Here is a 24,290-nt window from a genome sequence, read left to right on the forward strand (position 1 = left end):
CTGCTCCTTGCCCCGCCAGCGGCACACCAGTGGACGGCGACACACAGGCTTCCGACCGCCGGGACCATCGCCTCGAGAATGTCCACATGGCTTGGGATCTCGGTCAGCGCAGATTGTGTTGTGACTCGTACAAGCCCGGTGAGAGACTGCGTCGGCGGTCGACACCGACCTGGCGGCGTGGATACCTGGGGGGAAAATGAAGGACTGGATACCTTTTCTTCAGACTTTGATCTGGCCGATCGTGGTGCTGACACTCGCATTCAAGTTCCGCGCCGGGTTGGGGCGGCTCATCGAAGCGATCAACAGCAGAGTCGAGCGTGGCGACTCCTTCGAGGCGGGGGCATCAGGGATAAAGCTCGGTCCCTCGTCACCGCAGACCCCGTCAGGGGCCGAGCCCCAGCCGGGCGCGCAGCCCGTTCTTGAAGTGCCGCCGCCACTGGCCGAATTGACCGAGACCCCGACCGATGCCGCTCCCAGAGTCCACCTGGTTCACAGCGCGCACCGCGACAGTGCGGTCGACCGTAATGGCTACAGGTACTTCCGGCTCCGCATCGCCCTTGAGGGCGACAACGACTCCGATCTCGACCGTGTCACCAGGGTTGTCTACCACCTGCACCCGACATTCCGGGACCCCGACCGCGTCGTCACGAATCGCTCGACGGGCTTCGAGCTCACCACGGCGGCCTGGGGGATGTTCAACCTGACAGCGGACGTCTATGTGAAGGGCAGCACCGAGCCCATCCGGCTGGAGCGGTACCTGAATTTCTGAGGCGCGCGACCAACCTCAACCGAGAGCCAGAGCCAGAGCCAGAGCCAGAGCCAGAGTCAATGAGGCAGGAGAACTGCGTCGCACTTCAGTGGCGATCGGCCCGGCTTGGGCGGGCCTTCAGGGGATTACGCGGCCAGGTCAGACAATGTCCTTGACCTGGCCGCCCAGGGCACAGCCCTGCTCGATCGGCGAGCCGGAGTTAACCGCCGAGGCGGCGAAGACGTGGAGCACCAGGCACCCGCCAGGGGCGGTCGTTTCGAGCGCCGGAAGATCCGGATGCAGCCTGCTTCGGTGAGGGCGTGGATCTGCCAGTCGGGTAAGTCCCTTGATAGACACGCGCCGCGTATCCCACGAGGTCGCCGGTCCGTCGCGTCGGGACAGGGGCAAGGAGGCCGACGCGTGACCCGGCGCTGTTCCGGCCACGGACTGTCAATGTCCGAAGTCGCTTGCACGGGGGTCCGAAGTAGTGTGCGCCCGCGGTAGAGGGCCAGTGCGATGGCGATGGTCGCGGTGTCGGTGCTGAAACGCTCCTGTCCGACCTCATCTGGGGCCACCTCGACCCCACCGAACAGAAGAACGCCGCCTGCGCGCTGGACGAACTGTGGACCTACTGCAACACCCACGTCGACCAGCTGGCCACCGCCCCGCCCCCACTCGTCGAGCAGGCCGGCACACGCCCCGGCACCAACGTGCTGCGAGCCCTGCTCGACTACCACGCCAAGGGAAACCGGCACCCCGAACTCACCCGGGTCGAGGTCGCCTCCATGGCCGTCGACCTGCTCATCTCCAACGCCGAACTCACCCCGCGCCTGATCGCCAACACCCTTCACCACCTCCTGGCCACCAACGCCTACACCACCCTGCTCCCCGAACCGCACACCGTCGCCATGGCCGTCCAGGAAACCCTCCGCTACGACCCGCCCCTGATCGGCTGGCTCCGCGTCACCACCCGCGACACCCGCATCGCGGACACCCGCCTCCCCGCCGGCGCCCGACTGCTCCTCCTCCTCCTCCTCCTCGGCTCCGCCGCCCGCGACGAACGCCACCCCACCATCGACCCCGACACGTACAACCCCACCCGCACCGATGCCCCGCCCCTGCTCGCCTTCGGCGTCGGCATCCACTACTGCCCCGGCGCCCCCCTCGCCCTCCACCTCGCTCGGCAAACCCTCACCAACCTCCTCCACACCTGCCCCCATCTCGCCCTCAGCCTCCCGGAGGCCGACGCCCCCGCCCACTGGCCGACCAACACCGCCCTGCGCAGCCCTGAACACCTCACCGTCACCTGGTGATTCCTTCACACCACACCCGGCAGCGGGCGTCCTGGGTGGGTCGGTGCACAGAGAAATCCGGAACGGATGCATCAGCAGGGCGAACGTTGTCTGATACGGCACTGGCCACGACAACCTCCGTCAGATCGAGGCCCCCGGCGCTGGAGAGTTCGCACACGTGACGGCCCGGCCCCTTGCTCCTCTTCGCGGGATGGCCTCGAGCCACTTCGCCGGTGCGCCGACCTGACCCGACCGGACCGGGCCGGAGGTCAAAACTGAAGGGCGGGCTTACGGCAGTTGTGTCAGCTGGATGAGGTTGCCGCAGGTGTCGTCGAGAACCGCCGTCGTGAACGGTTCCATGAGCGTCGGCGGCTGGGTGAACTTGACGCCGAGGCCGGTCAGGCGCGTGTGCTCCGCGTGGATGTCGTCCACGGAGAAGGAGGCGGCGGGGATTCCGTCCGCCATCAGGCCTTCCTTGTACTGCTTGGCCACCGGGTGGGTATCCGGCTCGAGCAGCAGCTCGACGCCGTCGCGGGCGGCCGGGGAGACGAGGGTGAGCCAGCGTGCCGGCCTCATGGGGATGCGGGGTACCGACTGATTGCCTGGTGAGGCGGGCGCAGGCCTCGAAGAGCGCGTGGCTGTTCCGCTCGGAGATCTCGTCGGGAATCGTGCGTCGGGGGTGGTCCGCGAGTGCCTGGAAGACATCGTCCGTCATGCCGCCGCGAAATAGGCAAGATTTCACCTGCCTGTCTAGCCCGGCCAGCCGGGATACCATGATTGGCATGGGCTGAATTTCGCACGTGCCGGGTGGGGGCGCTCTGAGTTGGCCCAAGGCAATGCTCGCCGATGCGATGGCGGAGCTCGGCGACCGAACCCCGCGCGGTGAGTCCAGCCTCGCCGGGAAGATTTCGCTCAAGAGAAGGGGCCCCGGCGGGTCGTACCGTGGACGGATCGTAGCGGCGGCTGTTCATCTCCGCCGGCGGTGCGCCATGATCAGGGTGCAGGCGAGCGGATCGCTTTGCTCAGGTGCCCGCAGCACGGCAATGTGTTCCACGAGGAAGCCCGCTTCGACGAGAAGGTCCTCCCAGAGCAAGGGACTCAGGACCCACATACGAACGGTCAGCTCACCGCCGCCAGCCAGCGGAAGGATCTCCTCCCGTGGAGTGACCGTGCCCTCCGGGCCCGCCCCGCTCGAGTTCGTGTGCAGCACGGAGAAGACGAGGCTCCCACCCTCCCGCACCCGGCGGGCCAGAGCGTCCAGGAGCTGGTGCGGATCGATGTACCCGAAGCCGTGCACCGAATACGCGATGTCGTATGCCGGCGCTGCCCCCTCCTTGAGGAAGTCCACGGCATCGGCCCGCACCAAGCGCACGCCTCGAACCTTGCTGTAGCGGGCCGTAGCGCGCAAGTGCTGGGTGGGCGAGGCCTCGACCGCGTCCACGGTTGCCCCACGGGCGAGAGCGAGGTGGGCAGGATAGCGGCCCGTGCCGGAACCGATATCGAGCAGGCGCTTCCCCGACAGGTCGCCCAGCACCTCGGCGCCGGGCCCTGTTCCCCAGAACCCCCAATCGAGTCGCTCGACCTCCGGTAGGCGAGTGCCTCGATCCAGATGATGCTGCCCATACCTGGCCCACGCCCGCCCATTGACAATCTCGTCGTCCACTCCGACTCCCTTATTCCTTCCCTGGCTTCACGGGCGCAGGGCGAAACACCGCAGGTAGTCCATGTCCGTCGCGCGGACAGCGAACCATCCGCTGGACAGCAACTCTTCCTCGGCCGCCGTGATTCCGGTCGGCGCCTGGTGCGCAGGAACGCGCGCGGTCAAGGGTGTGACGACCCAGAAGAGCCCGCCGGGCGCGAGTAGTCCGCGTACGCGGCTGAGGAAGGCCGGCTTGTCCTTGACGAAGGCGTAGACCAGGCGCGCCGTGACCACGGCGAAGGCCCGCTCCGCCAGGGGCGGCGGCTGGGACGACTCGATGTCGGCGCGACAGAAGGTCACCGCGGCCGAGGACGGGCCGGTGCTCGCGAGGGCAAGGGCGCTCGGGGCACAGTCCACGCCGGTCGTCTTGAAACCGCGGCTGGCGAGGTGGCGTGCGAGGGCGCCGTCGCCGCTGGCGATGTCGAGGGCGAGCCGCCCGTCTCCCGGCCCCGTTTGACGGTCCAGGACGGTGGTCTCGCAGTCGGTGAGCCGACGGTACTGGCGCCCGGCGGCCCAGAGGGTTTCCCAGTAGGCGGTCGGATTCTCGATCATCAAGCCGGTTCTCCTTCAACGTGCGGCGGCCCGGGGGAGGGCGTGACGACGGGGACGTGGTGCAGGGTGCGGATGGTGGAAGCGAGGAGCACCAGGAACGGGAGGACCAGGGCGGCCGTGCCGAGGGCGAGGGTGTTCCACAGGCCGAGCCAGGTGCCGGAGGCCCCGGCGAGGAGGGCGGCCAGGGGGCGGGTGCCGTAGGTGACCCACTGGCCGGTGGCGAGCATGCGCCCCTGCATGCCGGGGGTGCACATGGCCTGGCGGATGCTGCGCTGGGTGGAGCCCTGGACGGTGGCGCACGCCAGCTGAACGAACATGCCCGCGGCGATCGTGACCTGGCCGGTGAGGCCGGGGGCGGCTAGCAGGAGCGGTAATTCGGTGAACGGGATGATGGCCAGGGCGGTGAGCATGACGCGGGCGGGCCCGTACCGGTCGACGAGTCGGCGGACGGCGAGGGCGCCGGCGACCCCGCCGAGGGCGGCCACACTGAGTAGGGAGCCCAGGGTCCCGGCGGTGTAGTGGAGTTCGCGCAGCAGGTACACAGTCCACAAGGTGGTGAGGAAGGCGAAGGCTGCGGTGAAGGCGGTGCCGGTCAGCAGCAGCGGCCGGATCGTCGGATGGCGCAGCACGTACCGGATGCCTTCTGCGATCTCAGCGCGCAATGAACCCTTCCGCGCGGATGGGTCCGGTGCCGGTTCGGGAGCGCGGATGCTGCCGAGGAGGAGCGCGCAGACCAGGTAGGAGGCGACATCCAGGGAGACGGCGTGGGCGGCTCCGAGGAGTGCGACGACCGCGCCGCCGAGCTGGGCTCCGGCGCTGTCGGCCAATGAGGCCACGACGCCGATCTTCGAGTTCGCCTCCAGCAACTGTTCGCGGGGGACTAGGGACGGCAGGTAGCTGATCCTTGGGGTGGACCCGATGAGGCTGGCGGCCGAGGTCACCAGGGCCACCGCGTACAGCAGCTCCAGCGTCAGGCAGCCTGCGGCGTCGGCGAGTGGGACGGCGGCGAACGCGGCGCCACACGCGAGTACCGCGCCGGTCATCAGGGGGCGCTTGCGGTGGCGGTCGGCGAGTGCCCCGGCGGGAAGAGCGACGAGTAGGGGCGGTAGCCGTTCGGCGAACGACAGCAGTGACACCTGCCACACGCTGGCGTGCAGGGAGACGACGGCGATCAGCGGCAGCGCCACCGCCGTGACGCCACTGCCCGCGACATCGACCGCGCACGCCGACCAGTAGCGCACGAAATCCGGGTGCCGCCACAGGCTCTTTCCCGCCGGGGCGCCGCTCACCTGGCGTTGCTCCTTTCCGCCGCGTCGGCCGCCTTGCGCTGGCCCGGCAGCGTGGTGTCCTGGAACTGGGCGCGCTGCATCTCATACAGCTCGCGGAAGACGCCCGCGGCCGGCTTGTGCAGCAGTTCTTCGAAGGTGCCGGACTCGGCCAGTTCGCCCTGGTCGAGGACGTGGATGAGGTCGGCGTGGCGGACGGAGGCGAGGCGGTGGGTGATCAGGACGACGGTCTGTCCGCCGTCGGCGAGTTTGCGGATCTGCTCGAAGACCTCCAGCTCGGCTTTCGCGTCGAGCGCGGACGTGGGTTCGTCGACGATGAGGATCTCGGCATCGCGGTATCGGGCCCGGGCGATCCCCAGGCGCTGCCACTGCCCGCCGGAGATCTGGTGCCCGCCCTTGTAGCCCTTGGACAGCAGCGTGTTCCAGCCCCTCGGCAGGTCCTGCACGACCTTGTCGGCACCCGCGTACGCGGCGGCCTCTTCCACATCCGCCTGGTCGACGGGGCGCCCGGGCCGCCCGATGGCGATGTTCATACGGCAGGTGAAGGGCCAGCGGTGGAAGTCCTGGCTGACCATGCCGATCCGCGACCACAACTGCCTGCGGTCCAGGGCGCGGGCATCGACGCCATCCCACCGGATGCTGCCACTGTCCGGCTGGTACAGACCCGCCAGCAGTTTGGACACGGTCGTCTTCCCGGAGCCGTTCTCCCCGACCAAGGCGACGATCTTCCCCATGGGGATGTCGAGGGTGACGCCCTTCAGTGCCGGCCTCTGCTCCTTGGCGTCCGCTTCCTTCGGGTCGTCGGCGTCTTCGGGGTAGTGGAAGGTGACCTTCTCGAAGCGGATCAGCGACAGGTCGTCCGGTACGGGGGTGCCGCCGGTCGGGATGGCGTACTTCGCCGCCTCGGTGAAGAGGCGCTCGAGGTCCCCGACGTAGGCGGATTCCTCGTAGAGGTTGTTGACCTGGAGGACGAGGGTGGTCAGGCTCTGTCCGCCGCTGCGGATGGCCAGCACGGCGGTGCCGGCGATGGACAGGGACATCACGCCGGTGGCCAGCAGTCCTCCGAGGGCGGCGTAGGTGAGGGCGGCGGCGATACCGGTCAGGGCGGAGGCGATCAGGCGGATCCGGGCGCTGCTGGCGGCGAGGCGGGACTGCTCTGCCTCGGATGCCTCGGACATGCCGCGGAAGTGGTGCAGCAGGAACGGGCCGACGTCGTGGACGCGGATCTCCGGCGCCGGACCGGTGCGCGTCAGGGTGCTGGAGAGCAGCCGTCCGGCGCGGGAATGCTGCATCCACTTGAGGTAGCTGGCGTAGCGGGCCCGGGCGTTGCGCAGCGAAGCCCACGAGCGCGGCACCGTCATGAGGATCAGGAGGGGGAGCAGGGCGGGGTGCAGGACGGTCAGGACACCTGCGGCGGCGACGAAGGAGACGAGGGAGCCGACGACACCGGTACAGACGTTGACCATCCGGCGTGCCGCGCTCGCGCCGTACTGGGCGGAGTCCATGAGGCGGTTGAAGTCGGCGTCCTCGATCGCCGACAGCTCGACGCCGGCCACTCGCGCGAGGTACATCTCGGTGGCGACGCGCTCGACTTTGGGCTCGAGGCGGCCGGTTCCGGTGGTGGAGGCGGCGGTGGCCAGGGCGCCGATGATGCCGGTGATCGCCACACCGATCATGGCAGGAATCGCGGCCTGCACGCGGTAGCCGATCGTGTCGGCCGCCAGCACGGTGGCCAGGACGGCGTTGACAGCGATGAGGCTGATGGCCTGGCTTATCCCGCGGGCGAGCTCTCCGGCCCCGACGGTCCACAGGGACCGGCGGTCGGCCCGCCAGGCCAGGCGGACGGTGAGAGCGACCAGACGGGGCATCTTGGCCGCCATGGTCCACAGCGACATCTCGAAGAACGCCTTGTCGTGGTCGGCCCACCGGGCGGCGTAGAGCAGGGGCCCGCCGAACAACAGCCGCTCCGACTCCGAGCCTGCCGGCTCGGCAGGAGCTGTTGTCGTCCTCAGCTTCATGCCGTGCCCCCTGCGGTGGTGGGCCAGCCGTGTTCGGACAGCAGGTCCCCGGCGCAGAAGCGCGTCAGGACGGCGGCGGTGTAGGGCACGCAGTCCGCGGGTGGTCGTGCGGGGTCCGCCCACACCAGGCCGGAGCACTTCTCCGGCTCTCGGTTGGTCGGCTCGCCCGTCCACCGCTGCGCGGTGAACACCATCCCCATGCGGCCCTCGCCCTCGGGGCTGCGGTGATGGATGGCGTGGCAGAACTCCAGGTCCCGGGGCGTGATCGTGACCCCAACCTCCTCGGCGACCTCGCGCAGGGCGCCGGCGGTGACTGGTTCGCCGTGTTCCAGGTGGCCGCTGGGCGGGCAGAGCAGCCCGGAGGCGTAGACGTTCCCGGCCCGGCGGAGCAGCAGGACGCGCCCGTCGCTGCGGACCATGAGCACCATCACGTCCACCACGAGCCGGTAGCGGGGCGGCTTCCTCACGCTCGCCTCCCCGGGGCCGTTCCAGCGTGGCGGGAGGCGGGTCCTGTCTGGTCATGTTCGATTCGCAACCGCACCCCCGTGGCATTTGTGGACCGGTTGTAGTGGTGATGCACTTCGCCTCCTCATTGACGAGCGGGTCGGACGAGTGATCGGGAAAACGGCCCCCGGACGGGTGTGGTCACGGCCTTCCGGGGGCGCTTTGTCGCGCAGAAATTCGATGACGGGTCAACGGGCCCGGCGTTGCTGGGATGGGCGCCTGTGGGTCGTTGTGCGATTCACCCTGTCGTGTCCCGTCACCCGATCGAGAGCTTGCGTTGCGGCCGGAAACGATCAAGCGGTAGCTGGTTCTGCGGTATCTCCGGCCGGGCTGCCGGCCGGGGTTTGCAGACGAGCAGGGGGTGGTCAGGGCTGGGCCTCGCGGGCGGCGATGAGGCGGTGGGGGCCTGCTGGAGGGCAGCTCGAAGGCGACGGTCGTGCCGAGGTCCAGCGGGGCCAGAATGCGGCCCTGCCCGAAACGGGCCTGCCAATCCTGAGCTTCGACTTCTCCGGGCTCATTGGGTGAGGCTCGCGGCTTCTACGAGCCTCTCGCGCACCACGGGCCGGGAAGACGGCTGATTTCCTCTGCGGGATTCCCGGCGCTGGGCTCGGGGCGCGGGAAGGTGTACGTCAGAGGCAGCCCTCTGCGGCGGCACCGCCTGCTCCGGGGAGGGTCAGGGTGAAGGTGGTGCCGGGGTGGGGGTGGTCGGAGTGAGCGGTGAGGGTGCCGTGGTGGCGTTCGGCGATGTCGCGGGCGATGGCCAGCCCGAGGCCGCTGCCGCCGGTGTCGCGGGCGCGTGCCTCGTCGAGGCGGGTGAACCGCTCGAAGATGTGCTCGTACTCGTCCGGGGGTAGCGGTGGGCCGTCGTTGTGGAGGGTGAGGGTGTGTGTCCGGCCGTCGGTGGTGACGTCGAGGACGACGGCGGTGTGCGCGTGCCGTACGGCGTTGTCGAGGAGGTTGCGCAGCAAGCGGTGGAGCTGTGCGCCGTCGCCGCGGACGGGCGCCTGGTCGGGTTTGTTGCCCAGTGAGACGGGGTGGCCGCGGTGCTGGTACTCGTGGACGAGTTCCGAGGCCAGGCCGGCCAGGTCGACGAGGGAGTGGGCGGCGGGGTGGTCGGGGCGGGCCAGCAGGAGCAGGTCGTCGGTGAGGGCGTTGAGGCGGTGGGTGGCGGCGAGGGCGTCGCGCAGGGCCTCGTGAGGGTTGATGGTGTCGGGGTGGGCGAGCGCGGTTTCGAGCTCGTAGCGCAGGGCGGCGACGGGGGAGCGCAGTTCGTGCGAGGCGTCCGCGACGAAGCGGCGCTGGCGTTCCACGGCGGTCTCCAGCCGGTCCAGGGTGATGTTGGTGGTCAGGGCCAGGCGGCGGACGGGATCTCGGGCGTCGGGCACGGGGACCCGGCGGTCGAGGCTGGTGTCGGTGATCTCGGCGACCTCGCGTCGGATGGCCTCGACCGGGCGCAGGGAGCGGCGCGCGGCGGCCCATGCGAGGGCGGCGACGAGCAGCGCGGCGAGGGGCACACCCACCAGGAGCGGGACGCGCAGGGGAGCGCCGGCCTGCTCGGTGATGTATGAGGGCACGAGGACGTAGAGGGTGGAGCGGCACGACCCGTCGGGCTCGGTGGGCAGCCGGCAGGCGTGCGCGGGGGTGCGCACGGCGGTGGCGAAGACGGTCATGGTGTGGTGGGCGAGAGCGTGGGCGTTCTGGTGGGCGGTGCGAGCATCCTCCTCGGCCCGGGTGTCGGCGTCGGCGGGCGGCTTCAGCGTCCCGTCGGACCGGTGGAAGCGCTCGTGCTCGCGTTCGTCGACCGCGCCGACATGCACGGTGCCCCGCTCCGGGGAGCCGGTCGCCCGGTGGGGAGGCGGGGCAGGCGGCGGGGGAAGCAGCTTGGGCAGGTCGGCGAGGTCCTGGGCACCGCCGGCCGCGACCGTGACGCGACCGGCCCGGTCGATCTCGATGAGGGGCCAGCCGAGCAACGGATCGCTGAGGGGCTGCTTGCCGGTGGCCGCCTGGGCGGCGAGCTGGAGAGACAGCCCGAACGCCCGCTCCTCCGTCCTGGCGTAGACGTCCGCGCGGACGTGCTGGAACAGCCACCACGCACCGCTGCCGCACAGCACGAAGGCGGTGACACCCGCCACGAATGCGATGCGCACCTGTCCGGGCAGGGCGCGCAACAGTGCCGCCGCCCGGAGTAGGTGATGCCGTCGGGCGGTCACCGGGGCAGTTCCCGGGCGGTGAGGCGGTAGCCGTATCCGCGGACGGTTTCGATGCTGTGCGCGGCGAAGGGGGCATCGACCTTCTTGCGCAGCGCGGAGATGTACACCTCCACGATGGCGGTGCCCCCGGTGTACGCCGGGTCCCAGACCTCGGCCAGGATCTCTTCCTTCGACACCGGGTGGTCCGGCGTCCGCGCCAGGCAGGTGAGGATGGCGAACTCCTTCGGCGTCAGGGCGAACTCGACCGGACCCCGGCCCGCGCGATGGAGGGTCAGGTCGACCCACAGGTCGCCGGCACGCAGCACGGACCGCCCGGCCGTGGCGGTGGTGCCCCGGCGCAGCAGCGCCCGCAGACGTGCGAGCAGGACTACCGAGGAGAACGGTTTGACCAGATAGTCGTCGGCGCCGGTGTCCAGCCCCTCCGCCTCGTCGTACTCGCCGTCCTTCGCGGTCAGCATGAGCACGGGCGTACGCAGACCGGCGGAGCGCAGAGCGGCGCAGACCCGGTAGCCGTTCAGGCCGGGCAGCATGATGTCCAGCACGATGAGCGCGTGGTCCCCGGCCAGAGCCCGCTCGAGTCCGGTGTTGCCGTCACGGACGAGTTCGACGCGGTAGCCCTCCGCGGTCAGGCCGCGACGCAGGGCGGGCCCGAGCTGAGGGTCGTCCTCGACGACCAGGATGTCTTGCACACGGTCAAGACTTGCACGCCGAGCCCCTTCTTCCCTGAAGACGATCTTCAGGATCTTTAGATCATCTTTGGGTCGGCTCCGGCAGTGTGTGACCCCACCACGCCGGACACGAGCACCTGCCCGCCGTCGAGCCGGGATCCGACGGGCCCGTGCCGGCCCGCGCTGGCCCGCTCCGGCCCGTGCCGCACCTGCGATTCCGCCCTGCGGCCGGCCCAGTGAAGCTGAACGACGAAAGCACCACGATGACGACTACCGCGCCCGATAGCGACCTGCCTGTCATACCGGACGCATCCACCCGCCGCGTGCGGTGGACGCGTGCGGCGGGGTGGGTGTCGCCGGCCCTCGCGCTCGGCCTCGGGCTCTGGGGAACACGATTCCTTCGGCGTGGACCGACGAAGTCGTCACCATCGACGTGGCGCGGCGGTCCTGGCCGGAGCTGATGGAGTTGCTGGGACGGGTCGACGCGGTGCACGGCCTGCACTACGTGCTGATGTACCTGGTCGGGCAGCTGAACGGGGGGCTCAACGAGTTCCTCGCGCGGGTGCCCTCCGCGATGGCGGCGGCCGTCGCGGCGGCCGGCCTCAACCGGCTGGGACGGCTGCTCGGCGGTCCGCGTCTCGGCCTCTACGCCGGGCTGCTGCTGGCCGTGTTGCCGACCACGTCGCGCTACGCGCAGGAAGCCCGCTCGTTCGCCTTCGTCATGGCGGCGGCGGTGCTGGCCACATGCGCCTTGGTGAAAGCCCTGCACAGCCATGCCCGGGGCCGGTGGCTCGTCGGCTACGCCGTGCTGCTCGCCCTGCTGGGCTGGTTCAACCTGCTGGGACTGCTCCTGGTGCCTGCCCACACGGTCACCTTGGCCCTCCGGCGCCCTGGCCGCCGCATGGTCAAACGTCTGCTACTGGCCCAGGCAGCGGGCATCGCCGCCGTCGTCCCGCTGCTGATCCTCGCCTCGGCCCAGAGCTCCGCCGTGGGCGAAGCCGCCCCCGTCACCGCCGGAACCCCCTTCAGCTACTTCACCTGGCTCCTCACCCCCGGCCAGGACACCCTCCCCACCACCCTGAAACTCCTGCTCACCCTCACCGCCCTCACCACCCTGACCCTCCTGGTGGCGCGCCGGCACAAGGCCCCGCCCCTGGCCCTCGCGGTGGGCGCGCCCTGGCTCACCGTCCCCCCGCTGCTCCTGGCGGTCGTCTCGCTCGGCCACCCCCTATTCGCCTACCGCTACCTGCTGTTCTGCCTGCCGGCCCTGGCCCTGCTGCTCGCCACGGCCACCACCCTCACCACCCTGCGCCTGCGCGTGCTGTTCGTGGTCCTGGTGGCCGTCCCCCTCGCCTCGTCCCACCTGGCCATACGCCAGGAGGACAGCCGCCCCTGGGACACCCGCGCCGTGATCAGAACCCTGCGCGTCCACGACGCCCCCGGTGACGCCCTCCTCTTCAGCGGCGCCCGCTGCGGCCTGATCGCCACCGCCTTCAAAGAGGCCTTCGCGAATCGCCCCGACCTGGGCCGGGCACAGACGGCCGCCGTACTAGGAGACCTGAACCACCTGCCCGCAGACCCGGACCTTCTACAACAGCGCCTGGCCCACACCTCCCGCGTCTGGCGCGTCGACTGCAACCACCTCTCCAGCGCCGCCCGCCAGGCCGCTGCCCGCGCCACCGCGGCCCAAGAAGAGGCCCTCATCCATGCCGGCTTCTCCCCGGTCTACCACCACAGCGTCCGCGGCATGGACATCACCCTCGAACAACGTTCCACCACCGGACAGCGCGCCCACTGACCCGGAAGCACCGGCCGGCGTCCGGAAACCGTGACAGCAGGGGCAACGCTGCTCTGCAGCGCCTCCATCATTCATACGGCCCCGCCGACCGCTGTGTCCGGCCCCGGTGGCCTCGGACGCGGACGGAGTGGGCAGCAGAGCCCCCGGATTTTCCGCAAAGGCTTCCCAGCTTCTGGGCTCACACCGCCCCCATCTGCGCTGCCAAGCGTGAGCTGATTGCCGAAGGGTTCGTTCACGAGTGGCGGCGGCAGGGCGACGGAGGTCGCTGGGTCACGGAGCAGATGATCAGCAATGTGCCGCTGACGGCTGCCGAGGCCGAGGCGGCCCGGGACGGGCGACCGAGTGCTCAGTCTCCGGCCACCGGTGAACCGAACCGCCCGGCCGTCGGCCGCTCCCCTAATAAGACTGAGAAGAAGAACTACAACTCTCCCACCCCCACCCCCGGCCCCGCCCCTGCCGTCGAGCCGGAGGCCGCGGCCGACGAGGTTCCTGCGGCCGCAGAGCGGGAGGGGGAAGAGCCTTCCGCCAGCAGGCAGCGCCCGGTGTGCACGGTCCCGCCGCCGCTGGTGGAGCGCGGTGGCCTCGCCCTCGCTGCCATCGCGCACGCCGAACCACGCCTTCGGCTCTCCGGCAGGGACGTGGCGAAGCTGGCGGTCCTGGCCGGTGAGTGGTTCCAGCGCGGCGCCGATATGCCGGACCTGCGGGAAGCGCTGGTTGTGGGCCTGCCCGAGGTCGTGCACAGCCCGGGTGCGTTGGTGCGTAACCGGCTGACGCGGAAGATGCCGAGCACCCCGACGTTCGCCGAGCAGCGCGAAGCCGACCGCCGTACGACCGCGAGCCCGCGAGTGAGCGAGATGCGGGAGTGCGCCGGGCATCACGTACAGCCCCGGCTGTTCCGGCCGGTGGACGGCGAGACGCTGTGCCCGGCATGCCGGTCCGATGACGACGCCGAAGCCGGTGTTGCTCCCGCCATCGATGCTGCCGTGCGCGGTGGCGCGGCTGCCCGCGAGCTGCTGCACGCCCGCCGGGCGGGGGCGGCGGCATGAGCTACCACGGCCCTGTGGAGTGCTGGGGTTGCGGCGATACGGCCAGGCATTCGTCTGCCTCGGTGGTCAGCTCCTATGCAAGACGTGCGACGACACAGGAAAGGGTGAGCCTCGCCAAGCCAAGGACTGCGGCGAGGACGACGCCGGTTACGGCCCGGCGGTGGAGGGTGCCCATGCTCGGGTAACACGGCACCGAGCAGGCTGGTCACGGGTATTGCGTCTCCGTCCGATCGAATGCCCACGCGGAGCGGAATCGCAAGCGCGCGTGCGGAAGCGTTGGGTAATGGCGGCGGGGCGCGGCACAGTCCCCGCCTGGATGGGTGCGGGCAGGTTCGGGGAGACGGTGGCCGCGATGGCCCGGCCACTGGTCCAGGACGTCGCCGTCAGCGGCGGGGAGGTTCTAGGCGCGGTCGGACATCAGGCTCTCGAACACGGCGGCGAACCCGGTCGGCTCCTGGCCGTCGCGGCGCGCGGTCGGCGCCGATCCGGCGCCTCGTGAAGCGCCGGCGGTGAAGGCAAGAGAAAGGGCCCGCGCGGATCACGCGGGCCGCATTCGCTTTTCCTGCCGGCGGCTGGACTTCAGGCTCTCTGGCTGTCAGAAGCGCAGCGGGTGGGCATCACGCGGCCCACCACCCATCGGATTGAGCGGAGGAGTTGAAAAGAGATCTGAAGTCGCCGCCATCCAGGACACCGAAGGTGGGCGCCCTTGCTGGTCGGGGGTCTACGCGTAGCCCCTTCCCTGCACGGGGAAAACCCTACACTCGTCTCGATGGCTGAACTCTGCCAAGCAGATCCGTTTCTCAGAGGAATTTACGAAGAGGGCGTCACCCCCTATGCCACACCAGCGGTCGAGGGGATGCCGGTCCGTCACTCTGTGCGTGGCGCGGGCACACTTACTGAACTTGTCAGTGAACTGCGAGACACCTCGGGCGCGCTCCTGCACGTATGGCTGTTTCAGCCGGAAGGGCACTCCTGGCCAGAAGCCAAGTCCCTTGCGCCGGCGGAAGACCGCGACCCAGCTGGCTTCTTCCCCAGCCAGGACCCGACTCCTGCCGAGTCGTGTCCTGGCGAGCGAGGCGGCTACCTCTAGGTTCTATCCCCTTGGACGGTCGTACCGTCCGGCCTCCGACCGACGGCGGCCTCGAGAACGGCGGGAAGGTCCGCCTCGGGGACTGCGCCGCGCACCTCCGCCAGGACGTGGAAGAAGGAGTCGTCATCGATGACGCCCAGATACTCCTGGCGAAGTCGGTATATGACCTCGACGAGCTCGGGCCGCAGCCGCATCCAGCCGCGGGAGGTGCGGACCTCCTCCTCGACCTGGTCCATGAACCAGCGCATGACCTCGTACGGGACGTCCAAGTGCCGCGCATGGGGGTTGAAACACACGGTCGGCTCTCGGGCCGGGTCCTCGTCGGGCACGATCGCGGTCAGGAGGTTTCGCTGCTCGGCGACGAGGTCCAGTTCCAGGTACCAGGCGTCATCGGGCACGGAGTACATGGTGGTGATCGCGTAGTCGCCGTCGGGGTGCGGGAAAGGCATCCGCGCATGGTGTCACGCCCGCTGGACGGTTGCGCGATTTTTGTTCGACGCCCCTGCCGCGAGGGAAGGATCACCGGTGTGTGTAGGGGAGGATCCCCTCACAGGTCGTCGACCAACCGGGGGTAACAGTTGAACCGATTATGGCCGGGCGCCGCGCGCGGGCGGTGGAGAGAGGTTCTCGCCCTGCTCGGGGCGGTGTTGGCAATGATGTGCGGCACGGCGTCGACCGCGTCGGCCGCCGCCACGGCGCCCAACCCGATCATCGGGGGCTCCCCGGTGACGGATGCCGCCGCGTACCCGTGGATGGCCCAGGTCCAGTTCGTCGGGCCCGACGGACGGTTCAGAGGGGCATGCGCGGGATCCTTGCTGGACCGGCAATGGGTGATCACCGCCGGGCACTGCATCGGGCAGAAGACCACCATCCGCGTCCAACTGGGCACCATCGCTCGCAAGACCAGCACCTCGGGCAGCATCGGCGTCGCCCAGACCATCCGCCATCCCGACTTCCGCGAGTCGGACCCCATTCAGTACGACGCGGCGCTGTTGCGACTCGAACAGCCCGTCACCTTCACTCGGGCCATCCGGCCCATCGCCCTGCCGAGCAACCGGCTGGTGCGCTACTCCGGGCGCCTGATCACCGCCGGATGGGGCCTTACGAACGAACAGGGAAAAACCCTCCCCGAGATGCTGCAAAAGATCACCCAGCGGGAGGGCACCCACTGCTACCGAAGCCCCGGTATCAACCGCGACATTCATGTCTGCACCCTGATACGGAACCACAAGGCCACCTGCTATGGAGACTCCGGCGGCCCACTGATGCACAAGAACCACGGCCGACTTGAACTCGTCGGACTCACCAGCGGAAGCGTCGGCGCGCCCGAGTGCGATGCGGAGGGACGCGAGGACTACTTCGCCCGTGTGTCCGGGCTGGTCGATTGGATCCGGCAGATCACCGGCCTTCCACAGCGCGAGGCGAGGGCTATCGCCGATGTGCCTCAGCCGTCGCGGTGAGCACGTCCGCGCGGTGAGTGAGCACGTCCGGCAGTCTGTGCCGGGTTCCCCGACCTGGCAGTTCTCCGTCTGGCCCGCGGTACCGGACCACTGCCGCTGTACCCCGGCCGAGGCACTGCCTTTCTTCAGGAAGCCGGTGTCGTCCACGATCAGGGCCGCCTCCGGGTCACCGAGATACTCGACCACCTACTCCCGGACGACGCCGAGGACGCCGTCCGGCGTCCCAGCCGATCGGTTCAGCAGCCGGTGGATCCGGTCCGGGCCTGTATGCCCGGCCTCTTCCGCCAGCGTCTAGCCGTATTTCCGCTCCGGTGGGGCCATCACCCCCCCGCATAGGCCAGGGACGACTCACGCGGCTCCGACCTGCCGAGACCGTGCACAAACCGCTCATGCAGAGCCTTCAGCCCACCAGCCCACGACCTGACAGCAGCAACTTTGAAAGGCCCCCGCTTCTCGGCCGAGAAGGAGAGCCAGACAACTGGCGGTCCCCCCGCTCGTGGCTGGTCGTGCTCGACGACCTCACCGATCTGGAGGGCATCGGGCCGTGGTGGCCGCCGCCCTCTCCCTCCGGTGATGGCAGGGAAAGCTGGGGCTGAGCCCCTACGGCTACGACCAAGCCACCCTCTACGCCTAGGCCCAATACCGCTGTTTTAAGGACGTTTCTGGCGTTTGCTGGTGGGTTTGGTGGGTGGCACCAGTGTGGGGACGGGGTCCGATGGGTGGGGTGGGTTGCGGTGGTGGGGGTGTTTGAGTTTCCAGTTGGACATCTTGCGTTTGATGACGCGGGGGTTGGTGCGTGGTCTGCGGGGTGGCAGGAGTCGTTCCAGCAGTTCACGGCCGGTCTGTGCCAGGGCCCGGCTGAGTCGGGAGGGGGAAAGTGCCGCCTGGGCGGTGACGTGGCGGCGTACGGTGTTGAGGGTGCGGGTGAAGGAGATCCGGTCGGGGTCGAGGCCGGCCTGGTGGGCGGTGTGGTGCATGACGTCCCGTAGCGCGTGGTGGACGAGGAGGAATCCGTAGACCTCCTGCTCGACTCCGTCGGGGTCGCGTGAGCGCAGGACGAGGTGGTGCCCGCCCTGGTGGGTCTTGATCTCGTCGAGGGTGTTCTCGATCTCCCACCGCTGGTGGTAGAGGGCGGCGAGCTCGGCCGCGGGCGCCTGGCCGGGGTCGCGGATGGTGGTGATCAGCCGGTAGACCGTGTCGTCGTCACGGCCGTCGAGGGTGTACTCGATCACCCGGACCACGGCGGGGTTGCGCCGGGCGCGGTCTTCGCCGGCCACGATCTCCGAGAGGTAGGAACCGTCGCCGAAGTACTCGAGGACCGGGAGGACGATGTTCTTGCGGACTCGCCACAACAGGTCCGCGCCCGTGTCCGAGGCGGCTCGCCACAGCTCGAAGCCGGTGATGCCGCGGTCGGCCATCAGCAGCATCCCTGACTCGAGCCGGTCCAGCAGGCGGGGGATCAGGTGCTGTTCGTGAACCGAAAGGGGCCCGGTCGTCGCGGCGAACACCGCATGCGTTCCGCACTCCACCAGGGCGGCGACCCTCACCTGCGGATACGCGCCGCGTTGCTGTCCCCGGCCCGAGCCGGGCCGGCCGAAGAACCCCGCGTTGGCGTCGGTGTCCGGGACATCGAGGACAGTGCCGTCCACCGCGACCAGCCGCCACTGGCGATACCAGGCACCGGCTGTGTCCTCGCGGGCCACCGGCCGGCACACCCGTGTGAACAACATCTTCAACGGCTCCGGGCCCAGCCGCCGGCGGGCCCGGCCGATCGCCGCCGTGGTAGGCACCCGCCACGGCCTGTCCCACCGCCGGACACCCTCCAGCCCCTGTGTCAGCAGCCGGGCGACCTCCTCATACCCCTGCCCGGAGAACAGGCACATCGCGAGCACGAAATAGACGACCACCCGGGCCGGCAGCAACCGCGACCGCTGTTCCGTACGCCCACACCCCGCAACCACCTCATCCACCAGCTCCGGCGGGAACACCCGCGTCAGCACCCCCAGAGCAATCCGGTCCGACAGACGCTCACCCGACGACGACTTCACCTGACCAGGCCTCGGCACACCACACCCAACGACCAACAAGCACCAAAGTCACCGGTATTGCGCCTAGGCCTCCACCAGCCCGACCTCGCCCGCCGCGCCCGCACCGCCTTTCCCGAACTCGGCACACCCGCTACCTGGACGGGCGAGACCACGATCGCCGCCGAACTCCTCCAGACCGTCGCCCGCGGCGAGAACGCAGAGCTGGCCGAGCCCTTGCACGCATGGAGCCAAGCAGCTACACGCCCGCGCCCGTGTCACTGAGCGTTCGAGCTGGCCGGCCTGAGCGTGCCGAGCCGGGTGCTCGGGTGATCGCCGGCAGCACTTGGACGGACGGCCTGATACCGGGCAGGGTCAGTCGCCGAGTGTGACGGGGCCGGGGCTTGGCAGGTGGCGCACTGCCAAGGCCACGGCCTCATGTGCTGTGGCGCACTGGCCGAGGTCCGCGCTGATCAAGCTCCTTCCCACCCCGTATGTGCCGTCGCGGTTGGCCGTCAGACATGGACCGACGATGGTCAGGCGAGGGCGGGTGGTGGTCGAGAAGCGCAGCGCCCAGTGGCTGGTGAACGGGTAGAGGGCGCGCAGCGCCGGCTCGGCGTACGCCGCCTCGACGAGGGCTTGATAGGTCTCCTGCCACGCGACCTCCAGCTCGCTCGCCTCCTGTCGCAGGCTCTGCCACTCGACTTCCGTCAGGTGCACGGGGTCGGGGCCGGAGGCAGCGAGATCACGAGAGGTAGACACGACTCCTGATTGTGCCCGAACCGCTGATTTTTCAGCCGAGCGGCCCAACGGAGTTGCCTTCCGGCCTCATCGGTGCCGTGCGCTCACATGTCCAGGTTCGGCACCCAGTTGCCAAGGAGCGCGCTCAGGGCGGGGCCCGTACGGCACTGTGGGGTCGGGGGTTGCGTCACACGTCCGGCGATGTCGCCATTACCGTGTGCTCGGCCCGCTCCAGCCAGTCGGTGTACCAGCGGGCGAAGGTGACCGGCTTGCCGTCATCGTCAAGGAGCGGCTTGAGGTCGACGTCATCCACCCGGCTGTCGGCCCAGACCGTCCCTCGGTGGCTGCCACTGATGATCAGCCACTCTCGCAGGGCGCAGCCAAGGTGGCAGATCACGATGGCGCCGGCGGTGCGCTCGGGCGCGAACATGACGGCGTCCCACTGCTCATCCCAGGCTTCGACGGCGTCGTCGAAGTTCTCGATCTCGTCGAAGTCCTCTTCCTCGGGGCGCTGGGCGAGGAGTTCTTCGAGGGCTTTGGGGTCCGGGCCCTGTTCAGGGAATGGCTCGGCGAGCAGGGAGAGGTCGGCCAGGTCGACGCCGTCGCCTTCCCAGCGCCAACGTCCTTGCGTACGCCGCACGGGAAACAGGCCGTAAGCGGGGCCTGCGCCGCCCGCGGCTACGTGGAGAAGGAAGGTGCGGTACTCCTCCGGCAGCCTCACGCCTATCTGCTCTTCCAGCTCAGCGAGACCATCCTCAGCGAGCGGCTCCTCCAGGACCCAGCCGTGCCCGAGCGCCCCGAACACTTCATTACCGGCCGACTGAACGCTCAACGTCGCGACGCGTTCGCGAATCCCTGCCCATTGATCAACCATGCACAGACCGTACGTGCTGCCACTGACACCGACCGGCTCCTCCTCAACGCCGCCGTCACGGCATGGGCGACGCCTCCGTTCCCTGACCGGGAACGAACCTCGATCCGCTTCCAGGACAACGGCCTCGGGCCCGTCCTCGGGACCGCGTGGCGGACCGGCGCCGGGGGCGACAACGTGTGGACGCACGGACTGCTGTGTGTGGCTGCCGCAACTGTTCGGCGAGCTGCCGCGCGGCGTCGGCTTCCGGGTGGCACTCTGGCGCGCCACGCGGGCACGGGGCAATGTGGACGTCCCTCTGGAGGACCTCGGCGTGCGGGCGGACCACTTGCACCTGTTGAGTGAGGGGGCGTCACCGGCCACAACGACGACCTGCCGGCGGCCGCCGCGCTCCCCGCCTGAGGCCGGGAGCCGCTGCCCGTCGGGCTCAGCGGGCTGCCCGGGGCAAAGCGGGCGCGGGCGCGCTCCTGTACCTACTGGTATGTACACTGCACAGTGATCACAACGGGGCCCGCCGTCCTACGGCCCCGCCGATTTGACGCTCCCTCACCGATCCCGAGGAGACAGCCGACATGCCCTTCGTTCGCATCGACGCGATAGGCGCCGACCGCCCCCGCCTCGACGCACTCGGTCGCGCCGTGCACCAAGCCCTCCAGGAGACGCTGGGCATCCCGCCGGACGACCTGTTCCAGGTCCTGACCGGTCACGACGGCACCACCAGCGTCCTGCGCTACGGCCATTACCTCGGCGCCGACCGCGACGACGGAATCGTGTACGTCGCGATCACGCTGCGCTCCGGACGCACGGCCGCGCAGAAGCAAGCGCTGTACCGGCGCATCGCCGAGCTCGCCCGCGAGTACGCGGGGACCGAGCCCCGGAACGTACTGATCACCCTGGCCGAGAACACCTCGGCCGACTGGTCGTTCGGACATGGGACGGCTCAATACATGACCGGAGGCAGCGCGCCCCACGATTCCGCGACAGGAGCGGGTTCTCAGCAGGACTCGTAGACGTAGCCGCGCTTACCGGCAGGGCTGACCTCCCGGTCGCGCAGGGTGATGGACAACTCCTTCCCCCACGCCTGGCAGGCAGCGGTGAAGTCCTTCTTTCCGTACTCGATGTCGAAGACCCGGGCGTCGTAGGCGTGGCTGAATTCGGGGCATTCCTTGTAGCGGCCGCATTCTTCGACGACGGCGAAGTCGAAACCGATGCGGGCGTGCTGGGGCAGCAGGGCGGTGGTGTTCTTCTGGGCGATGGCCAGGTTCCGCTTGTGTGCGCGTGCCGCCAGGAGCTGGGCGAAGGCGGTCGCGTGCTGGGAGGTGAGCTTGCCGTCGGACCGTTCGTAGGAGTCGAGGTTGTCCGGCTCCACCGCGTCGTAACGCGCCGTGGCGCAGCCGTCGATCCATGGGCCGACGATGTTCATCAGGGCCTCGCGCTTGGCCGGGGTGGAGATGTCCAGAAGGGGCTCGTCCCAGTCCTTGTCGACGATCAGGTGTCCGTCGTCGTTCTTCAGGAGCAGGTCGGGATGGTGCTTCTTCCACCAGCCGACGGCTTCGCCCGGTTGCGTCTGGAAGGCGTTGACGTAGCAGATGTTGTAGAGCCCGTCGGCGGGCTTGGCCTCGCGGTCGCGGGAGACGGCCCGCACTTTCCCGGCGGGCGGGTACGCGCCGCCGAGTTGGTAGTCGAAGACGGCGTCCGGGCTCGGTCGCCGTACGTTCGCCGGCGCTCCGGAGGCGTCGGGGCCGGCGGTGGCCGGGGACGCGGTGTCCTCGGGGTCGTCCCGGTCCGTTCCGGTGGCGGAACAGGCCGTGACGAACAGCGTGGACAGGGCTATGGCGGCGCAAGCGGCGCGAGTGCGGAGAAGGAACACCAAGGCACCTTACGTTCCGGCCGATCCGTGGACGCGCTGCAGCCCCTACTGCCTCCGGCCGGGAGGGGGGTAGCCGCATCGGTCCCCAGGGCGCAGGGGACGGTAGCGCAGGAGCCCGTAGCGGGTGGCGACGTGCTGGATGGCTTGCTGGGCCCAGCGGGCGGCGGCCGCCGCGGCCGCCGATTTGCGTGACGATGCCGATGGGGTCGGGGAGGACGTCGCCCATGCGGAGGGTGCCGGAGGTGATGAGAGCGGCGAGTCGGCGGGTGAGAGCGTCACCGAGGTCCGCCGGCCGCGGGTCGGCCCGCGGGACCGGGACACAGCCGTGCCCGTCCCACATCCTCAACACGAGCTGCCCGTCGCGCTCGCTGTGCAGCCGCAGGCCCGGGATCCCCGCCACGAACGGCTCCTCGCCCGGGAAGCCGCGCACGGCCGGCAGCCAGGTAGGAGCTGGGTGCTGGGGAAGGATCGGTTCCTTGCTGCCGCCATTCATGGCGGGGACAGCTCCTCCAGGTGGGTGATCGTGCCGAAGTCGGTGAGGTGCAGGTGGGCGCCGTCGCCGTCCCAGCGGGAGATCGAAGCGTTCGGTACGGGAGGGGCATCAGGGGCTGGGCTGCCGAGGCCCGCGAGGGCGTGCCGGATCGCCACGACGACCGCGTCGTGGGCGATGACCATCACTCGCCGGCCTGTGGCACTGTCGTGGAGGTCCCGCAGGAAGTCGCGGGTGCGTACGGTGACGTCGGCGAGTGATTCGCCTCCTGGCGGGCGGTAGTACCACTCTCCGGTTCGTTCGCGCCGGGCCGCTTCGTGGGGAGCCTGAGCTCCGATGGCTGCGGGGGGCAGGAGTTCGAATATGCCCATCTCGCGGTCCCGCAGCCGCTCGTCGACGAGTGTCGGTGGAGGTGTGTATCCGGTTTCGCGGGCGGCGGTGAGCATGCGGTCCTAGGTCTCGAGGGCCCGTTGGTAGGGCGAGCAGAGTACGAGCTCGGGAGAGTCGGCGGGGCTCAGGGCCGCGAGCCATCGCCCGGCGGCCCGGGCCTGCTGCCGGCCCAGGCCGGACAGTGGCACCTGGGCGTCGCCGCCCTCCATCAGCACGTCCGTACTCCCGGTCTTCCCGGCCTCGGCGAAAAGGACGTTGGCCGTGCTCTGCCCATGGCGGACGGCCGTCAGCGCCGCGAGACCGCAACGTAAAGCCATTGGTCCATGCACGCGAGTTCCCTCCCCTTCGTGCGATTCCTTTTCGGGCTCCTGGGGATCCGGCCCACCGCGGGCTCCTGCTGGGCGAAACAGGGTGAGCCGAACCGGCTGTCGGTGACCTACCGCCGTACTCACGGCGTCACCTACTTCCACGGCTGCTACCCGTGGGCGACGACCGCCTGTGGTGCGTCAACCGACGTCGCAAGGGCACCGCCAATACCCTGGCCGCGCTCAAGCCGATCCGCGCCGCCCGACTCGACGGCGCCCCGGTCTACATCATCCTGGACAACCTCTCCGCCCACACCGGCGCCGACATCCGTCGCTGGGCGAAGAAGAGCAAGGTCGAGCTGTGCTTCACCCCGACCTACGCTTCCTGGGCCAATCCGATCGAGGCCCACTTCGGCCCGCTGCCTTCGGCCCGCTTCGGCAGTTCACCCTGGCCGACTCCCACCACCGCGGCCACCCCACGCAAACCCAGGCACTGCATCGCTGCCCGCGCCGGCGCAATGCCAACACCCGCCACCCCGACGTACTCACCGCCCAACCCAAGGAACGCGCCCGCGTCCGCAGCGAGAAGGGCATCCGCTGGGGCGGACGCCCCCTCAACACCACGGCCTGACCCACCGCGAACCGCAGCCCCCGAGCGCCGAAAGGGGGCAAGTTCAGGACAAGGACAGCGACAGAAGGACGACTCAAGAGGCGGGCGGTTCGATCTCCCCCGCAAAGACGATGACCTGGTCGATGAGGCTCCGCCGCAGATGGACGACGTCCGTTCCCGCCAGGCGGGGGCCTCCATTCGGCGTGGTGAAGACCCACTGGTACCGGGCCCACTCGTCAGGCATGTCCACCGCCGAGCAGCGCACCATCGTGCCGGTCCCCGCCGGGTGGCGCCGGATGTCCAGCACGAACCGCTCGACCGCCGCGATTCCTTCGCTGCGACCCAACGGCCCCCAGAAGACCACGTCTGAGGTCAGAGCCTGGCAGAGCAGGGCAGTCACATAGCTGTCGTCCGAGGCGTTGAACGCGGAGATGAACGTGTCGATCGCGGAGCGTGCAATCTCTTCCTGCATGCCCCAGTAATACCAGCCGTTTCGCGTGCGCTCGTCGCGCGGGCCGCCTTTCGACCACGGTGAACCATGCCAGTCACAACACTAGCGACGGCGGAAAGACCAGCGCGGCGGCGCGGGCCACGTCGCAGTGCGTGGTCACGGATTCC

The 24,290-nt window shown here is 69.7% G+C and carries 19 protein-coding genes and 5 pseudogenes; 7 read left to right on the top strand and 17 right to left on the bottom strand.

Going from position 1 to position 24,290, the window contains the following annotated elements; translation table 11 throughout:
• Window positions 1-196: 196 nt before the first annotated feature.
• Complete coding sequence (locus EKH77_RS30985) at window positions 197-769, top strand: pYEATS domain-containing protein (protein ID WP_126917510.1); 573 nt, start codon at window positions 197-199, stop codon at window positions 767-769.
• 689 nt (window positions 770-1,458) lie between these two features.
• Window positions 1,459-2,061 (top strand): cytochrome P450, encoded by a 603-nt coding sequence (locus tag EKH77_RS30990; RefSeq protein ID WP_126917511.1) that lies wholly within the window; start codon window positions 1,459-1,461, stop codon window positions 2,059-2,061.
• A 267-nt stretch (window positions 2,062-2,328) separates the two neighbouring features.
• Here the strand turns inward: EKH77_RS30990 and EKH77_RS30995 are convergent.
• The 8 genes and pseudogenes from EKH77_RS30995 to EKH77_RS31030 form a co-directional block, all read right to left on the bottom strand.
• A pseudogene (locus EKH77_RS30995) lies at window positions 2,329-2,610 on the bottom strand (VOC family protein); the annotation flags it as partial.
• 397 nt (window positions 2,611-3,007) lie between these two features.
• Window positions 3,008-3,703, bottom strand: a complete 696-nt coding sequence (locus EKH77_RS31000; protein ID WP_126917512.1) for a class I SAM-dependent methyltransferase — start codon at window positions 3,701-3,703, stop codon at window positions 3,008-3,010.
• A gap of 27 nt (window positions 3,704-3,730) precedes the next feature.
• The gene (locus tag EKH77_RS31005) at window positions 3,731-4,291 is read right to left on the bottom strand and encodes a class I SAM-dependent methyltransferase (protein WP_126917513.1); all 561 of its coding nucleotides are present in this window, start codon (window positions 4,289-4,291) and stop codon (window positions 3,731-3,733) included.
• Window positions 4,291-5,580 carry an MFS transporter gene (locus tag EKH77_RS31010; RefSeq protein WP_126917514.1) on the bottom strand — a complete coding sequence of 430 codons (1,290 nt, stop codon included), beginning with the start codon at window positions 5,578-5,580 and terminating at the stop codon, window positions 4,291-4,293. Before EKH77_RS31010 ends, EKH77_RS31005 begins: the two co-directional genes overlap by 1 nt.
• Entirely contained in the window at window positions 5,577-7,595 is a 2,019-nt protein-coding gene (locus tag EKH77_RS31015; RefSeq protein ID WP_126917515.1) for an ABC transporter ATP-binding protein, read from the bottom strand. Before EKH77_RS31015 ends, EKH77_RS31010 begins: the two co-directional genes overlap by 4 nt.
• Window positions 7,592-8,062 carry an NUDIX hydrolase gene (locus EKH77_RS31020; RefSeq protein WP_206279967.1) on the bottom strand — a complete coding sequence of 157 codons (471 nt, stop codon included), beginning with the start codon at window positions 8,060-8,062 and terminating at the stop codon, window positions 7,592-7,594. The genes EKH77_RS31015 and EKH77_RS31020 overlap by 4 nt, the downstream gene beginning before the upstream one ends.
• A 666-nt stretch (window positions 8,063-8,728) precedes the next feature.
• Complete coding sequence (locus tag EKH77_RS31025) at window positions 8,729-10,309, bottom strand: sensor histidine kinase (protein WP_126917516.1); 1,581 nt, start codon at window positions 10,307-10,309, stop codon at window positions 8,729-8,731.
• Complete coding sequence (locus tag EKH77_RS31030; protein ID WP_126917517.1) at window positions 10,306-10,998, bottom strand: response regulator transcription factor; 693 nt, start codon at window positions 10,996-10,998, stop codon at window positions 10,306-10,308. Before EKH77_RS31030 ends, EKH77_RS31025 begins: the two co-directional genes overlap by 4 nt.
• Before the next feature lie 412 nt (window positions 10,999-11,410).
• Here EKH77_RS31030 and EKH77_RS34485 point away from each other — a divergent pair, with 412 nt between their 5' ends.
• Together EKH77_RS34485 and EKH77_RS31040 are read left to right on the top strand one after the other, a co-directional pair.
• Window positions 11,411-12,775 (top strand): glycosyltransferase family 39 protein, encoded by a 1,365-nt coding sequence (locus EKH77_RS34485; RefSeq protein ID WP_276319249.1) that lies wholly within the window; start codon window positions 11,411-11,413, stop codon window positions 12,773-12,775.
• A 281-nt stretch (window positions 12,776-13,056) separates the two neighbouring features.
• Window positions 13,057-13,821 carry a hypothetical protein gene (locus EKH77_RS31040; protein WP_126917518.1) on the top strand — a complete coding sequence of 255 codons (765 nt, stop codon included), beginning with the start codon at window positions 13,057-13,059 and terminating at the stop codon, window positions 13,819-13,821.
• Window positions 13,822-14,907: 1,086 nt separating this feature from the next.
• Here EKH77_RS31040 and EKH77_RS31045 read toward each other — a convergent pair.
• On the bottom strand, window positions 14,908-15,360 hold the full coding sequence (locus EKH77_RS31045; protein WP_126917519.1) for a hypothetical protein: 453 nt from the start codon (window positions 15,358-15,360) through the stop codon (window positions 14,908-14,910).
• 204 nt (window positions 15,361-15,564) lie between these two features.
• On the opposite strand from EKH77_RS31045, the gene EKH77_RS31050 reads away from it, so the two are divergent.
• Window positions 15,565-16,371 carry a serine protease gene (locus EKH77_RS31050; RefSeq protein WP_126917520.1) on the top strand — a complete coding sequence of 269 codons (807 nt, stop codon included), beginning with the start codon at window positions 15,565-15,567 and terminating at the stop codon, window positions 16,369-16,371.
• 48 nt (window positions 16,372-16,419) lie between these two features.
• Here EKH77_RS31050 and EKH77_RS31055 read toward each other — a convergent pair.
• The 5 genes and pseudogenes from EKH77_RS31055 to EKH77_RS31070 all read right to left on the bottom strand — a co-directional run.
• Window positions 16,420-16,775: pseudogene (locus EKH77_RS31055) on the bottom strand (transposase); the annotation flags it as partial.
• 465 nt (window positions 16,776-17,240) lie between these two features.
• Window positions 17,241-18,437, bottom strand: a pseudogene (locus EKH77_RS31060) (IS4 family transposase); the annotation flags it as partial.
• A 45-nt stretch (window positions 18,438-18,482) separates the two neighbouring features.
• Complete coding sequence (locus EKH77_RS33220; RefSeq protein ID WP_164737920.1) at window positions 18,483-18,638, bottom strand: hypothetical protein; 156 nt, start codon at window positions 18,636-18,638, stop codon at window positions 18,483-18,485.
• A 132-nt stretch (window positions 18,639-18,770) separates the two neighbouring features.
• Window positions 18,771-19,157 carry a DUF6193 family natural product biosynthesis protein gene (locus tag EKH77_RS31065; RefSeq protein ID WP_240667637.1) on the bottom strand — a complete coding sequence of 129 codons (387 nt, stop codon included), beginning with the start codon at window positions 19,155-19,157 and terminating at the stop codon, window positions 18,771-18,773.
• 166 nt (window positions 19,158-19,323) lie between these two features.
• Window positions 19,324-20,010 (bottom strand): SMI1/KNR4 family protein, encoded by a 687-nt coding sequence (locus EKH77_RS31070; RefSeq protein ID WP_126917521.1) that lies wholly within the window; start codon window positions 20,008-20,010, stop codon window positions 19,324-19,326.
• 569 nt (window positions 20,011-20,579) lie between these two features.
• On the opposite strand from EKH77_RS31070, the gene EKH77_RS31075 reads away from it, so the two are divergent.
• On the top strand, window positions 20,580-21,017 hold the full coding sequence (locus EKH77_RS31075) for a tautomerase family protein (protein WP_126917522.1): 438 nt from the start codon (window positions 20,580-20,582) through the stop codon (window positions 21,015-21,017).
• Here the strand turns inward: EKH77_RS31075 and EKH77_RS31080 are convergent.
• Window positions 21,002-21,877: an endo alpha-1,4 polygalactosaminidase gene (locus EKH77_RS31080; RefSeq protein ID WP_126917523.1), complete on the bottom strand. Its 876-nt coding sequence runs from the start codon at window positions 21,875-21,877 to the stop codon at window positions 21,002-21,004. The genes EKH77_RS31075 and EKH77_RS31080 overlap by 16 nt on opposite strands.
• 489 nt (window positions 21,878-22,366) lie before the next feature.
• Window positions 22,367-23,074, bottom strand: a pseudogene (locus EKH77_RS31085) (histidine phosphatase family protein).
• Between the two features lie 42 nt (window positions 23,075-23,116).
• Here EKH77_RS31085 and EKH77_RS33465 point away from each other — a divergent pair.
• Window positions 23,117-23,693, top strand: a pseudogene (locus EKH77_RS33465) (transposase); the annotation flags it as partial.
• A 73-nt stretch (window positions 23,694-23,766) separates the two neighbouring features.
• Here the strand turns inward: EKH77_RS33465 and EKH77_RS33470 are convergent.
• Window positions 23,767-24,144 (bottom strand): nuclear transport factor 2 family protein, encoded by a 378-nt coding sequence (locus tag EKH77_RS33470; protein WP_126917524.1) that lies wholly within the window; start codon window positions 24,142-24,144, stop codon window positions 23,767-23,769.
• Window positions 24,145-24,290 lie beyond the last annotated feature (146 nt).

Source organism: Streptomyces luteoverticillatus (assembly GCF_003970715.1).
Classification (GTDB): Bacteria; Actinomycetota; Actinomycetes; order Streptomycetales; family Streptomycetaceae; genus Streptomyces; species Streptomyces abikoensis.

Excerpts from the sequence above, each read along its gene's own strand:
- EKH77_RS30985 (WP_126917510.1), top strand. The coding sequence starts at position 197 with ATGAAGGACTGGATACCTTTTCTTCAGACTTTGATCTGGCCGATCGTG.
- EKH77_RS31005 (WP_126917513.1), bottom strand. The coding sequence starts at position 4,291 with ATGATCGAGAATCCGACCGCCTACTGGGAAACCCTCTGGGCCGCCGGG.
- EKH77_RS31015 (WP_126917515.1), bottom strand. The coding sequence starts at position 7,595 with ATGAAGCTGAGGACGACAACAGCTCCTGCCGAGCCGGCAGGCTCGGAG.
- EKH77_RS31040 (WP_126917518.1), top strand. The coding sequence starts at position 13,057 with ATGATCAGCAATGTGCCGCTGACGGCTGCCGAGGCCGAGGCGGCCCGG.
- EKH77_RS31045 (WP_126917519.1), bottom strand. The coding sequence starts at position 15,360 with ATGCCTTTCCCGCACCCCGACGGCGACTACGCGATCACCACCATGTAC.
- EKH77_RS31050 (WP_126917520.1), top strand. The coding sequence starts at position 15,565 with ATGATGTGCGGCACGGCGTCGACCGCGTCGGCCGCCGCCACGGCGCCC.
- EKH77_RS31070 (WP_126917521.1), bottom strand. The coding sequence starts at position 20,010 with ATGGTTGATCAATGGGCAGGGATTCGCGAACGCGTCGCGACGTTGAGC.
- EKH77_RS31075 (WP_126917522.1), top strand. The coding sequence starts at position 20,580 with ATGCCCTTCGTTCGCATCGACGCGATAGGCGCCGACCGCCCCCGCCTC.
- EKH77_RS33470 (WP_126917524.1), bottom strand. The coding sequence starts at position 24,144 with ATGCAGGAAGAGATTGCACGCTCCGCGATCGACACGTTCATCTCCGCG.